The organism is Streptomyces sp. Z26 (genome assembly GCF_003665095.1).
GTDB lineage: Bacteria > Actinomycetota > Actinomycetes > Streptomycetales > Streptomycetaceae > Streptomyces > Streptomyces phytohabitans.
The window spans coordinates 4,376,107-4,390,470 of the sequence record NZ_RCHV01000002.1; the positions used below are offsets into that span (position 1 = coordinate 4,376,107).

General features: G+C 74.5%; 3 protein-coding genes. 1 reads left to right on the plus strand and 2 read right to left on the minus strand.

Features of this window, described 5'->3' with window-relative positions; genetic code table 11:
* Positions 1 to 34: 34 nt before the first annotated feature.
* On the minus strand, positions 35 to 1,243 hold the full coding sequence (locus D7M15_RS19370; RefSeq protein ID WP_121518670.1) for a cytochrome P450: 1,209 nt from the start codon (positions 1,241 to 1,243) through the stop codon (positions 35 to 37).
* 68 nt (positions 1,244 to 1,311) lie between these two features.
* Positions 1,312 to 2,793 carry a cytochrome P450 gene (locus tag D7M15_RS19375; RefSeq protein ID WP_240649379.1) on the minus strand — a complete coding sequence of 494 codons (1,482 nt, stop codon included), beginning with the start codon at positions 2,791 to 2,793 and terminating at the stop codon, positions 1,312 to 1,314.
* A gap of 420 nt (positions 2,794 to 3,213) precedes the next feature.
* On the opposite strand from D7M15_RS19375, the gene D7M15_RS19380 reads away from it, so the two are divergent.
* Positions 3,214 to 14,364, plus strand: coding sequence for a type I polyketide synthase (locus tag D7M15_RS19380; RefSeq protein ID WP_240649380.1), 11,151 nt, complete (start codon positions 3,214 to 3,216; stop codon positions 14,362 to 14,364).

A 14,364-nucleotide genomic window follows, 5' to 3' on the forward strand; every position in this document is an offset into this window, starting at 1 on the left:
CGCCCACTGCCCGCATCCGCTGTCTCAGGGGCGCTCAGTCGTCCCAGGTGACCAGGAGCGAGTTCGCGCCGTAGTGCATCGCCCGTTCCCGCAGGGGGACCTCGGACGCGTCGACCGCGAGCCGCAGCGTCGGGAAGCGGTCGAACAGCTTCGTCAGGCCGATGCGGAGCGTGGCCCGCGCCAGGTGCTGGCCGAGGCACTGGTGGATGCCGAAGCCGAACGCGACGTGCTTGCGCGCGGAACGGGTCACGTCCAGGTGGTCGGCGTCCTTGAAGAAGTCCGGGTCGCGGTTGGCCGCCGGCAGCGAGAGCACCACCGTCTGACCCTTCTTGATGGTGACGCCGCCGATCTCCACGTCCTCCAACGCCGCCCGGCTCGCGCCGAACTGCGACACCGTCAGATAGCGCAGCAGCTCCTCGACGGAGCCCTCGGCCAGCTCCGGGTCCGCCCGCAGCCGGGCCAGCTCCTCCGGGTGCTCCAGCAGCGCGAACGTCGACAGGCCCAGCATGTTCGGGGTGGTGTCCAGCGCGCCGCCGATGATGATCCACGCCATGTTGGCGATCTCGTCGACCGTCAGGTCACCCGAGGCCAGCAGGTGGCTGAAGATGTCGTCCAGGGGCTCCTCGATGCGCTTCTCGACGAGCTGCACGAGCAGCTTCTGCACCTCCTCCATGTGGAAGACGAACTCCTCCATGGAGAACTCCAGGGTGAAGATCGCGTGGAAGTGCTTGGACATGTCCGCGACCATGTCCGGCGGTACGCCCATCATCGAGCACACCGAACGGGCCGGGATGACCTCGGCGAACTCCTTGATGAGGTCGACCGGCCGCTCCTTCGTCGCCAGCTCGTCCAGCACCTCGTCGATCAGCACGGCGAGCGTCGGCTCGTACTCGCGGATCTTGCGCACCGTGAAGTGACCGGCCAGGTGCGTCCGGTACTTGGTGTGCTCCGGCTTGTCCATCCGGACGAACGAACCCGGCGCGGACGGCTCCGGCTCGTACTTCTCGATCGGGAACGGCGGCTCGATCAGGTGCGCGCACAGCTCGTTGCGGTGGCTGAAGCGGTTGTCGGACAGGATCTGGCGTACGTAGTCGTGCCGGGTGACCAGCCAGCCGTTCGGATCGTTCGGCGCGATCTTGAACGTGATCGGGCTGATCGGCTCCTCCTCGCGGAGGCGGGCGTACTCTTCGGCCGGATCGAACGGGCAGGTCCGCTTGCTCGGTACCACCGGTGCATCGACCATGGCGGCGTGTTCCTTTCTCATGGGTCTCACATGTGGCGGCGCCGGAGCCCGCGCCGGGCGGGGCGTCGTTACGCCCGGCTCACCGTCAACGGGAGGCTGCGGGCGCCGAAGATGTTGCTGCCGTGGAACGACAGCCGTTCGCTGCGGTCCACGCGTATCTCGGAGTAGCGGTCGAGCAGCAGGTTCAGCACTATGCGGGCTTCGAGGCGCGCTATCGGTGCGCCTATGCAGTAGTGGATGCCGTGACCGAAGGCCAGCTGCCGGGAGTTGGCGCGGCTCGGCAGGTACGTGTCGGGGTCGTCGAAGACGTCCTCGTCGCGGTTCGCGGAGAGCATCCAGAGGCAGAGGTACGTGCCCTTGGCGAGCCGTACGCCGTTCAGCTCCGTGTCCCGGGCCACGACCCGGTCGATCTTCGTGAAGGGGGAGCGCAGGCGCAGCGTCTCCTCTATGTACGCGGGCACCTTGTCGCGGTCCTCGCGCAACTCCTTGTAGAGGTGCGGGTGTTCGTCCAGGCACAGCAGTATGTTGCCGAGGAGCACGGACGTGGTGACGTGCCCGGCGAGGAGCAGCAGCGCGGAGAAGTTGATGACCTCCATGTCGTTCAGCTGCTCACCGCCCACGTCCGCCGAGCACAGCTGGCTGATGAGGTCCTGCTGCGGTTCCGCGCGCCGGGTGGTGACGAAGCCCTGGAGGTACGCGCCGAGCGCCTCGGCCGTGGAGGCGAGGCCCGCGACGCTCTCGGGGTCCTCGGGGTCGACGGCGAGGAGGTTGTTCGCCCACTCCTGGAACTGGTCCCGGTCGGACACGGGCACGCCGAGCATCATGGAGATCACGGAGACGGGCAGCGGGTTGGCGAGGGTGCCGTTCATCTCGAAGCCGTCGGCGCCGGCGACCGTGTCCAGCAGCTCGTTGGTGATCTCCGCTATGCGCGGCTCCAGTTCGGCCACCATCTTCGCGGTGAACGCGCGGCTGACGATGCGCCGCAGCTTGCCGTGCTCGGGCGGGTCGAGCATGAGGAGCTGCCCGCCGGCCGGGTTCTGCGCGGGGGCGGCGTCGGCGTCCTCGGCAGCGGACTCGGCGTCGGTGGCGGTGTCGGCCGATGCGGCGTCGGTGTCCGCGGCGGGTGCCTCGGCGGCCGGTGCCTCGGTGGCCTCCGCCGTCTCCGGAGCCGCCGCCTCCGCCTGCCCGGTGGCCTGCTCCGCCGTCTCCGCCTGCTCGGCGTTCGCGTCGCCGCCGCCCCGGCGCGGGCCGCCGAACAGCATCAGGTTGTTGGAGAACGTCGCGGGGTCGGTGACCACCTTCGTGATGTCCTCGTGCCGGAAGACGTGCGCGTGCCCGTCCGGCGCGTGCCACACCGGCGCCTCCCGGCGCATGCGGGCGAGCCAGCCGAGCAGCGTCGCGCCGCCGTCCGGATCGACCTTGGGCACGCGGTCGACCTCGGGCCCGGGGACCCCGGTGGTGCCGGTGGCGGGAGCGGCCCCCGCCCCGGGAGCGCCGGACAGCGCCTGCTCCGGCTCCCGCGCGGACTGCTCGTCCCCGTGCTGCTGCACTACCACTGGTTCCTCCCGTGAATGCTCGGTGACCAAGCCGAGCACGAAGCCGTGACAGCGGGCCAGTGTGCGCCGCGATGTCTAGGGAATCGGTCACTCATACGTGTGTGCGGCACGCGTCCGGCCAACGCTAGGGGTTCTCTTAGAGCAGGTCACTGCCCCTCCGGGCATACGGGACGCCCACGCATAATCGGCCGAGGCATCGGTGGGACGGACATCGGTGGGACCGCGTGCGCGCTCGGGCCGAACCGGCCCGGTACGGGGCGTCGCGCGGTGTGCCCGCCACCGACGACCCGCCGCTGTGCACCGAAACCGTCGTCGAGACCGAACCGTAGTCGAAGCCGAGTGCAATGGCTGCACCCGTGCGGCCAACCCGTACGAGGACAGCGACGAGGACACAGCGACAGTGAGCGAGGACAAGTGAGCGAGGACAAGCTCCGTGACTACCTGAAGCGGGTGACCACGGATCTGCACCACACTCGCACCCGGCTCCGCGAGTTCGAGGCGAAGGCCTCCGAACCCGTCGCCGTCGTCTCGATGAGCTGCCGCTACCCCGGCGGCGTCAGCTCGCCCGAGGACCTGTGGCGGCTCGTCGAGAGCGGTACGGACGGTGTCACGCGGTTCCCCGAGGACCGCGGCTGGGACGTCGACAGCCTCTACGACCCCGACCCCGCCACCCCCGGCACGTGCTACACCCGCGAGGGCGGGTTCCTGCACGACGCCGCCGACTTCGACGCCGACTTCTTCGGCATGTCCCCGCGCGAGGCGCTGGCCGTCGACCCGCAGCAGCGGCTGCTGCTGGAGGCGGCGTGGGAGGTCTTCGAGCGGGCCGGGCTGCGCCCCGCCGACCTCCGGGGCAGCAACACGGGCGCCTTCATGGGCGTCATGTACAACGACTACGGCTCCCGCTTCCCCGAACCGCCTCCGGGCCTCGACGGGTTCATCGCGAACGGCAGCGCCGCCAGCGTCGCCACCGGCCGCATCTCGTACCTCTTCGGGCTGGAGGGCCCGGCCGTCACCGTCGACACGGCCTGCTCGTCGTCGCTCGTCTCGATCCACCTCGCGACGCAGGCGCTGCGGCAGGGCGAGTGCGACCTGGCGCTGGCGGGCGGCGTCGCCGTGATGTCGACGCCGGTGACGTTCATGGAGTTCTCCCGGCAGCGCGGGCTGTCGGCGGACGGCCGCTGCAAGTCGTTCGCGGACGCCGCGGACGGCACCGGCTGGGGCGAGGGCGTCGGCATCCTCCTGCTGGAACGGTTGTCCGACGCGCGCGCCAACGGCCACCAGGTGCTCGCCGTGCTGCGCGGTTCCGCCGTCAACCAGGACGGCGCCAGCAGCGGCCTGACCGCGCCCAACGGCCCCTCGCAGCAGCGCGTCATCCAGGCCGCCCTCGCCAACGCCGGTCTCCAGCCCGGCGACGTCGACACCGTCGAGGCGCACGGCACCGGCACGAAGCTCGGCGACCCGATCGAGGCGCAGGCGCTGCTCGCCACGTACGGCCAGGACCGGGACGCCGAACAGCCTTTGTGGCTCGGCTCGTTCAAGTCGAACGTCGGGCACACGCAGGCCGCCGCGGGCGTCGGCGGCGTGATCAAGATGGTGCAGGCCATCCGGCACGGCGTCCTGCCGCGCACCCTGCACGTGGACGAGCCCGCGACGGCCGTCGACTGGACCGAGGGACACGTACGGCTGCTCACGCGGGGCCGCGAGTGGCCCGAGACGGGGCGGCCGCGGCGCGCGGCGGTGTCGGCGTTCGGCGTCAGCGGTACGAACGCGCACACCATCATCGAGCAGGCGCCGCCCGAGGAGCCCGTGGCGGAGCCGTCGGCGGAGCCCGCCGGGAGGACGGCCGTGCCGCAGCCCCCGGCCGTCCCGTGGGCGCTGTCCGGGCGCACCCCGGAGGCGCTGCGCGGGCAGGCGGAACGCCTCCTCGCGTACGCCGAGCGGCACCCCGACGCGGACCTCCACGCGGTGGCCCGTTCGCTGCTCACGACGCGTGCGACGTTCGAGCACCGCGCGGTCGTCGTGGGTACGGACCGGGGTGAACTCCTCGACCTGCTGCGGGCGTTGACCCACGACGAGACCCTCACCGGAGTGGTGACGGGGTCGGCGCGGCGCGGCGGCCGTACGGCGTTCGTGTTCGCCGGGCAGGGCTCGCAGCGGGTGGGGATGGGCCGTGAACTGTACGGCGCGTTCCCGGCGTTCGCGGCGGCCTTCGACGAGGTGTGCGCGCACTTCGACGCCGAACTGGAACGGCCCCTGCGGGACGTGGTGTTCGAGGACGCGTCCGACGTGCTGGGCGAGACGGGCTACACGCAGCCCGCGTTGTTCGCCGTGGAGGTGGCGCTGTTCCGGCTGGTGCGGTCGCTGGGTGTGAAGCCGGACTACCTGGTCGGCCACTCCATCGGTGAGTTGGCCGCCGCGCACGTCGCGGGTGTGTGGTCCCTGGCTGACGCCTGCCGCCTCGTCGCCGCCCGTGGCCGGTTGATGCAGGCGCTTCCGGCGGGCGGTTCGATGGTGGCGGTGGAGGCTTCCGAGGCGGAGGTGCTGCCGCTGCTCGAGGGTCGTACGGCGTCGATCGCCGCCCTGAACGGGCCGTCGTCCACGGTGGTTTCGGGTGCCGAGGAGGCCGTCGAGGAGATCGCGGCGCACTTCCGGGGCGAAGGGCGTCGTACGAGCCGTCTGTCGGTGAGCCACGCGTTCCACTCGCCGTTGATGGAGCCGATGCTGGCGGAGTTCCGTACGGTCGCGCAGTCCGTGTCGTACGCGGCCCCCACCATCCCCGTGGTGTCGAACGTGACCGGTCAACTCGCCACCCCCGAGCAGCTGTCCGACCCCGGCTACTGGGTCCGCCACGTCCGTGAGGCCGTCCGGTTCGCCGACGGCATCGCCACGCTCGCCGAGCGCGGCGTACGCCGCTACGTCGAGGTCGGCCCCGACAGCACCCTCACGGCGATGGCCGAACCGTCCGTGCCCGACGACGCCACCCTCCTGTCCCTCCTGCGGAAGAACTGCGCCGAGGGCACCGCCCTCGTCGGCGCGCTCGGCCGCCTCCACGTCAACGGCGCCTCCCCCGACTGGGACGCGCTGCTGCCGCCCGCGCCCCGCGTGGACCTGCCCACGTACGCCTTCCAGCGCGAGCGCTACTGGCTCGACGGCCCCGCCACCGCCCGCAGCGAGGCCGCGGGCCCCGAGAGCGCGCTGTTCGCCGTCGACTGGGTCGACGTCACCCTGCCCGAGGCGGGCGCCGCCACCGTCGCCGTGCTCGGCCGTACGCACGCCGACCTCGGCGCGCTCAGCGACGCCGTCGCGCGCGGCGAGACCGCCCCCGACGTCGTCGTGCTCCCCTGGAAGTCCGCCGTCGCGAGCGGCGCCCGGTCCGGCGACGCCGCGTCCCCCGAGGCCGTGCACGCCGCCGTCAACGCCGCGCTGGCGCACGTGCAGCGCTGGCTCGCCGACGAGTCGCTGTCCGGCGCGCAGCTGGTGCTGCTCACCTCCGGCGCCGTCACCACCTCCGACCGCGAACGGCTGAAGGACCCGGTGGCCGCCGCCACCTGCGGCCTGCTGCGTTCCGCGCAGTCGGAGAACCCCGGCCGGATCGTGCTCGTCGACGCGCAGACCGGCACCGGCGTCGGCATGGCCGCGGCCGTCGCCGGCAGCGCGAGGCGCGAGGTCGACGCCGCCGTACGCGTCGCCCTGTCCGGTGAGCCGCAGATCGCGCTGCGCCCCGGCGGGCGGGCGCTCGCCCCCCGCCTCGTCCGGCACACGCCGCCCGCCACGCGGCCGGACGCCGCCCCGCCCTTCGACCCCGACCGCACGGTGCTCGTCACCGGCGCGTCCGGCGCCGTCGGTACGGCCGTCGCCCGCCACCTCGTCACCGCCTGCGGCGTGCGCCACCTGCTGCTCACCAGCCGCCGCGGCCCGGACGCGCCCGGCATGGACGCGCTCCGCGCCGAACTCGCCGCCGCCGGCGCCGAGGTGACCGTCACCGCCTGCGACGCCGCCGACCGCGACGCCCTCGCGGCGCTGCTCGCCGCCGTCCCCGCGGACCGGCCGCTGGGCGCCGTCGTGCACGCCGCCGGTGTGCTGGACGACGGCATCGTGTCGTCGCTCACCCCGGAACGGGTCCGTACGGTCCTCCGCCCCAAGGTGGACGCCGCCGCGCACCTGGACGAGCTGACGCGCGAACTGGGCCTGGACCTCACGGCGTTCGTGCTGTTCTCCTCCGCGTCCGGCACCTTCGGCGGCCCCGGCCAGGGCAACTACGCCGCCGCCAACGCGTACCTGGAGGCCGTCGCCCAGCGCCGCCGCGCCGACGGCCTGCCCGGACTGGCCCTCGGCTGGGGCCTGTGGGCGGCGAACAGCGACATGACGGCCGGGCTGGCCACCGCGGACCGGCAGCGCCGCGAGCGCACCGGCATCGGCAGCCTCCCCACGGACGACGCGCTGGAGCTGTTCGTCACCGCGCTGCGCAGCGACCGTACGACGGTGCTGCCGCTGCGCATGGACCTGGGCGTGCTCCGCGCCGCCGCGGCGGACGACGCGCCGCACGCGCTGCTGCGCGAGCTGGCGGGCCGCAAGGGCGCGCGGAAGATCGCGACGGTGGACACGTCCGCCGGGGACATCGGCAGCGTCAAGCTGGCGGCGACGCTGGCGGCCCTGCCCGACGGCGAACGCTTCCCGACGCTGCTCGGCCTGCTGCGCGCCGAGGTCGCGACCGTGCTCGGTCACGCGTCCGCCGCCCGCGTCGACGCCGACCGCGCCTTCACCGAGCTGGGCTTCGACTCCCTGACCGCGCTGGAACTGCGGAACGCGCTGGGCCGCCGTACGGGCCTCACGCTCACCGCCAGCCTCATCTTCGACCACCCGACCCCGGCGGCCGTGGCCCGCCACCTGATGGACGAACTCCTCGGCGCCGTACCGGAGTCCGCCCCCGGCGGCCCCGCGCGGCCCGCCACCGCGGACGAGCCCGTCGCCATCGTCGGCATGGGCTGCCGCTTCCCCGGCGGCGTCGACGGACCCGAGGCGTTCTGGCGGCTGCTGGCCGAGGGCCGCGACGGCATCGTGCGGTTCCCCGAGGACCGGGGCTGGGACACCGCGGCGCTGTACGACCCGGACCCCGAGCACGAGGGCACCAGCTACACCCGCGACGGCGGCTTCCTCGACGGCGTCGCCGACTTCGACGCGCCGTTCTTCGGGATCTCGCCGCGCGAGGCCCTGGCGATGGACCCGCAGCAGCGGCTGCTCCTGGAGACGTCCTGGGAGGCCGTCGAACGCGCCGGGATCGACCCCCGTACGCTCCGCGGCAGCCGTACCGGCGTCTACGCGGGCACCAACGGGCAGGACTACACCAACGTCCTGCGGGACGCCGCCGAGGACAGCGAGGGCTTCCTCGGCACCGGCAACGCGGCGAGCGTCGTCTCCGGCCGCATCGCGTACACGCTGGGCCTGGAGGGCCCGGCCGTCACCGTCGACACGGCCTGCTCGTCGTCGCTCGTCGCCCTGCACTCCGCCGTACGCGCCCTCCAGTCCGGCGAGTGCGACGCGGCGCTCGCGGGCGGCGTGACGGTGATGACGACACCGGCCGCCTTCCTGGAGTTCAGCCGCCAGCGCGGGCTCGCGGCGGACGGCAGGTGCCGCGCGTTCTCCGACGACGCGGACGGCACCGGCTGGGGCGAGGGCGTCGGCATGCTGCTCGTCGAGCGGCTGTCGGACGCGCGCGCGAACGGGCACCCGGTGCTCGCCGTCGTCAAGGGCTCCGCGATCAACCAGGACGGCGCGTCCAACGGCCTCACCGCGCCCAACGGCCCCTCCCAGCAGCGCGTCATCCGCGCCGCCCTGGCCGACGCGGGTCTGGAACCGGGCGACGTGGACGCCGTGGAGGCGCACGGCACCGGTACGACGCTGGGCGACCCGATCGAGGCGCAGGCGCTCCTCGCCACGTACGGCCGGGACCGCGACGCCGAACGGCCCCTGCTGCTCGGCTCGGTGAAGTCCAACATCGGGCACACCCAGGCCGCCGCCGGTGTCGCCGGGATCATCAAGACCGTCCTCGCCCTCCAGCACGGCGCACTGCCCCGCACCCTCCACGTCTCCACGCCGTCCACGCACGTGGACTGGTCGACGGGCGGCGTACGGCTCCTCACCGAGAACGCCGACTGGCCGGACACCGACGGCGGGCGGCCCCGCCGCGCCGCCGTGTCGTCGTTCGGCTTCAGCGGCACCAACGCGCACGTCGTCCTGGAACAGGCGCCCGCCGCGGACCGTACGGACGCGGACGCCGCCGAGGCCCCGACCGGCGGGCCCACCGTGTGGCCGCTGTCCGGGCGTACGCCCGAGGCGCTGCGCGCGCAGGCCGCGCGGCTCCACGCGCACGCCACCGCGCACGGCGAACTCTCCGCCGCGGCCCTCGGCCACGCGCTCGCCCGCACCCGTACCGCCTTCGACCGGCGCGCCGTCGTCTTCGGCGAGGACCGCGACGAACTCCTCGCCGCCGTCGCCGCGTTGGCCGACCCCGCACCGGCCGGGGCCGCGTCCGCCGTGACGGGCACCGCCCGTACGGCGCGCACCGCGTTCCTGTTCACCGGGCAGGGCGCGCAGCGGGCCGGGATGGGCCGCGCGCTGCACGCCGCGTTCCCCGTGTTCGCCGCCCGCCTCGACGAGGTGTGCGCCCACTTCGACGCGGAGCTCGAACGGCCCCTGCGCGACGTGATGTTCGCGGACGACGAGCCGCTGCTGCACCGCACCGCGTACACGCAGCCCGCGCTCTTCGCGTACGAGGTCGCCCTGCACGCGCTCGCCGCGTCCGCCGGGCTCCGCGCCGACCTCTTCCTCGGCCACTCGATCGGCGAGCTGACCGCCGCCCACCTCGCGGGCGTCTGGTCGCTCCCCGACGCCTGCCGCCTCGTGGCCGCCCGCGGGCGGCTCATGGACGCGCTGCCCGGCGAGGGCAGCGCCATGGTCGCCGTCCAGGCCACCGAGGACGAGGTGCTGCCGCTGCTGGACGGCCGCACGCACGAGGTGTGCGTCGCCGCCGTCAACGGGCCGCGCTCCCTGGTGCTCTCCGGCGACGAGGCGGCCGTACTGGACGTCGCCGCCGGACTGGCCGGACAGGGCCGCCGTACGAAGCGGCTCACCGTCAGCCACGCCTTCCACTCGCCGCACATGGACGGGATGCTCGACGCGTTCCGCGCCGTCGCGGAGAGCGTCGACCACCACGAGCCGCACACCGCCGTCGTGTCCAACGTGACCGGCGTCCTCGCCACCGCCGACGAACTGCGCTCGCCCGACTACTGGGTACGGCACGTACGGCAGGCCGTGCGCTTCGCGGACGGCGTCCGCGAGGCGTGCGCCCAGGGCGCCGAACGGCTCGTGGAGATCGGCCCCGACGGCACCCTCGCCGCCATGGCGGAGGAGAGCCGCGCGCCGGAGGGCACCACCCCGGCCGGTACGGACGGCGCCGCCGAGGGGGCGCCGCACGGGACGACCGTCGTGGCGCTCGTACGGGGCCGCACCGCCGAACACGCCGCCGTGCTCCAGGGGTTCGCCCGCGCGTACGTGGACGGCGCGGACGTCGACTGGCCCGCGCTGACCGGCGCCGGGACGGACACGGACACCGGCGCCGGGACCGACACCGCCGCCGGGACCGCCGGGGACGCGCCCGTTCCCGCGCCCCTGCCCACGTACGCCTTCCAGCGCCGACGCCACTGGCCGACCCGCCGCGCGGGCTCCCTCGGGGACCTCGGCGCCGCGGGCCTGGAGGCCGCCGGACACCCGCTGCTCGGCGCCGCCGTGGACGTCGCGGACGCCGAGGGCCACCTCTTCGCGGGCCGCCTCTCCGTCCACGACCAGCCCTGGCTGGCCGACCACGCGCTGGGCGACGCCGTCGTCTTCCCCGGCACCGGCTTCCTGGAGCTGGCCGTGCGCGCGGGCGACCGCGCGGGCTGCGACGTCGTCACCGAACTGACCCTGCTCGCCCCCCTGTTGCTCTCCGACACCGGCCACGCCAGCGTCCAGGTGTGGGTCGGCGCCGAAGGCGCGGCGGGCAGCGGCGAGCGGCCCGTCAGCATCCACGCGCGGGACGCCGCCACCCCCGACGCGCCCTGGACCCTGCACGCCACCGGCCTGCTCGGCACCGCCGCGCACGACGCGCCCGACCTGGCCGCCGACCTGACCGCCGACCCCGGCGCGTGGCCCCCCGCGGGCGCCGCCGAACTGCCCGTCGACGACGTGTACGCGCGCCTCCAGGACGCCGGGTTCGCCTACGGCCCGCACTTCCAGGGCCTCCGCGCCGCCTGGCAGGACCCCGTCGTGTCCGGCGGCGTCCTCGCCGAGGTGGCGCTGCCCGAGGGCGCCCACGACGACGCCGGACGCTTCGGGCTGCACCCCGCGCTGCTCGACGCGGCGCTGCACGCGACCTCGTTCCTGCCGCTGGAGGACGGTACGGGCGGGCGGCTGCCGTTCGCCTGGCGCGGCGTACGCCTGCACGCGTCCGGCGCGGGCGCGGTGCGCGTACGGCTCGCCGCCACCGGCCCGGACTCCGTCTCGCTCGCCGTCGTGGACGGCGCGGGCGGCCCCGTCGCCACCGTCGACGAACTGGTGCTGCGGCAGACGTCGCCCGACCAGATCGCCGCCGCCCGTACGGCCCAGGCCGCCGCGCTCGACCCGCTGTACCGCCTGGACTGGCCCCTCGTCACCACGCCCGGCGCCGGCGGAGTCCCGGGCGACGCCGCCGCGTTCGTCCTCCTCGGCGACCCGGCCGGGGCCGAGGGCGCGGCCGGGTCCGCCTCCGCCGCGTACGCCGACACCGCCGCCCTCCTCGCCGCCCACGGCGGCGGGACCGCCCTGCCCGGCACCGTCGTCGCGCCCGTCACGGGCGGCGACGCCCGTACGGCCGCCGCGCGCGCCCTCGCGCTCGTCCAGGAGTGGACGGCCGACGAACGGCTCGCGGGCGTCCGCCTCGCGTTCCTCACCCGCGACGCCGTGGACGCCCCGCACACCCTCCGGCACGACGCCGCGCACGCCGCCGTCTGGGGCCTGCTGCGCTCCGCGCAGTCCGAGCACCCCGACCGCTTCCTGCTGCTCGACACCGACGGCCAGGACGCCTCGTACCGGGCCCTGCCCGCCGCCCTCGCCGCCGACGAGCCCCAACTCGCCGTACGCGCCGGGACGTTGCACGCCCCGCGCGTCGCCCGCGTCACACCGGACGACACGCTCCGGGCCCCGGCGGGCGCCGACGCCTGGCTCCTCGACATCCCGGAGAAGGGCAGCCTCGACAGCCTCGCGCTGCTCGCCAGCGACCGCGGCACCCGCCCGTTGGAGCCCGGCGAGGTGCGGATCGCCGTACGGGCCGCCGGCGTCAACTTCCGCGACGTGCTCAACGCCCTCGGCATGTACCCGGGCGACGCCAGCGACTTCGGCCTCGAAGGCGCGGGCGTCGTCACCGAGATCGGCGCCGACGTGGCGGACGTGGCCGTGGGCGACCGCGTACTGGGCATGTTCCCCGGCGCGTTCGGCCCGTCGGCCGTGGCCGACGCGCGGACCGTCGTCCGCATCCCCGAGGGCTGGTCGTTCGCGCAGGCCGCTTCCGTGCCCATCGTGTTCCTCACGGCGTACTACGCGCTGGTGGATCTGGGTGGGGTACGCAAGGGTGAGTCGGTGCTGGTGCACGCGGCCGCCGGTGGTGTGGGCATGGCCGCGGTGCAGTTGGCGCGTCATCTGGGCGCGGAGGTGTACGGCACGGCGAGTCCGGGGAAGTGGGACACGCTGCGGGCGTCCGGCCTGGACGAGGGCCGTATCGCGTCGTCGCGTGACCTGGAGTTCGAGCCGAAGTTCCTGGCGGCGACGGACGGTCGTGGCGTGGACGTGGTGCTGGACTCGTTGGCGCGGGAGTTCGTGGACGCGTCGTTGCGTCTGCTGCCGCGTGGTGGGCGGTTCCTGGAGATGGGCAAGACCGACATCCGGGACCCGGAGAAGGTCGCCGCCGACCACGACGACGTCGCCTACCGCGCCTTCGACCTGATCGAGGCGGGCCCCGACCGCATCAAGGAGATGCTGGCCGAACTGGTCAAACTGTTCGACGCGGGCATCCTCACCCCGATCCCCGTCGCCGCGTGGGATGTGCGGCGTGCGCCGGACGCGTTCCGGCATCTTCAGCAGGCGCGGCACGTGGGCAAGGTGGTGTTGACCGTTCCGGCCGGGTTGGACCCGGAGGGGGCGGTGCTGGTGACGGGTGGTACGGGTGGTCTGGGTGCGTTGGTGGCCCGGCATCTGGTCGCGGAACGGGGCGTGCGGCATCTGGTGCTGGCGTCGCGTCGGGGTGAACGGGCTCCGGGCGCGACGGAGTTGGCGGAGGAGTTGCGTGCCGAGGGTGCGGAGGTGGCGCTGGCGGCGTGTGACGCCGCCGACCGGGAGGCTTTGGCCGGGCTGTTGGCGGGGCTGGAGCGTCCGTTGACGGCCGTGGTGCACACGGCGGGCGTGTTGGACGACGGTGTCATCGGGTCGCTCACGCCCGAGCGGTTGGACACGGTGTTGCGTCCGAAGGCCGACGCGGTCGCCAACCTGCACGAGCTGACCGCCGACGCCGACCTCGCCGCGTTCGTCGTCTTCTCCTCCTCCGCGGGCGTCCTCGGCGCCCCCGGACAGGGCAACTACGCCGCCGCCAACGCCTACCTGGACACCCTCGCCGCCCGCCGCCGCTCCGACGGCCTGCCCGCGACATCCCTCGCCTGGGGCCCCTGGTCGCAGACCACCGGCATGACCAGTGGCCTCGGCGAAGCCGACCTGCGCCGCATGGCACGCGCCGGACTGCCCGCGCTCCGCCCCGAACAGGGCCTCACCCTCTTCGACCAGGCGCTCGACCAGCCCGCCGCCGCCGTCCTCCCGATGGCCGTGGACACCCGCGCCCTCGGCGGCAGCGGCACCGTACCGCCGCTGCTGCGCGGCCTCGTCCGCGCGGGCCGCCGTACGGCCGCCGCCGGAGCCGCGGGCGCCGACGCCGCCGAGTCGCTGGAACAGCGCCTCGCCGGACTGTCCGCCGCCGACCGGCACCGGCTGGTGCTCGACACCGTCTGCGGCCAGGTCGCGGGCGTCCTCGGCTACGGGTCGAGCGGCGACGTCGGCCCCGAGCAGACGTTCAAGGAGCTGGGCTTCGACTCGCTCACCTCCGTCGAACTCCGCAACAGGCTCGGCGCCGCCCTCGGCGTCCCCCTGCCCTCGACGCTCGTCTTCGACTACCCGACGCCCGACGCGCTCACCAGCCACGTGTGCGCCGACCTGATCCCCGACACGGGCGCCGACCCCGGCGCGCGTACGGGCTCCGGCGCCGGAGGCGCGGACTCCGGTACGCCGGACGACGCGGCGATCCGTACGGCACTCGCGACCGTCCCCCTCGACGCCCTCCGCGCCTCCGGCATCCTGGACACCGTCCTCGCCCTCGCCGCGAACGGCGCCGGGAAGGGGAACGGGACCGGCGACAACGGTGTCGCCGGAGACGCCGACGGAGACGACGACGCGTACGACGCCCTGGAGGTCGACGACCTCGTACGGCTCGCCCTCGGCGACGACGGCTGA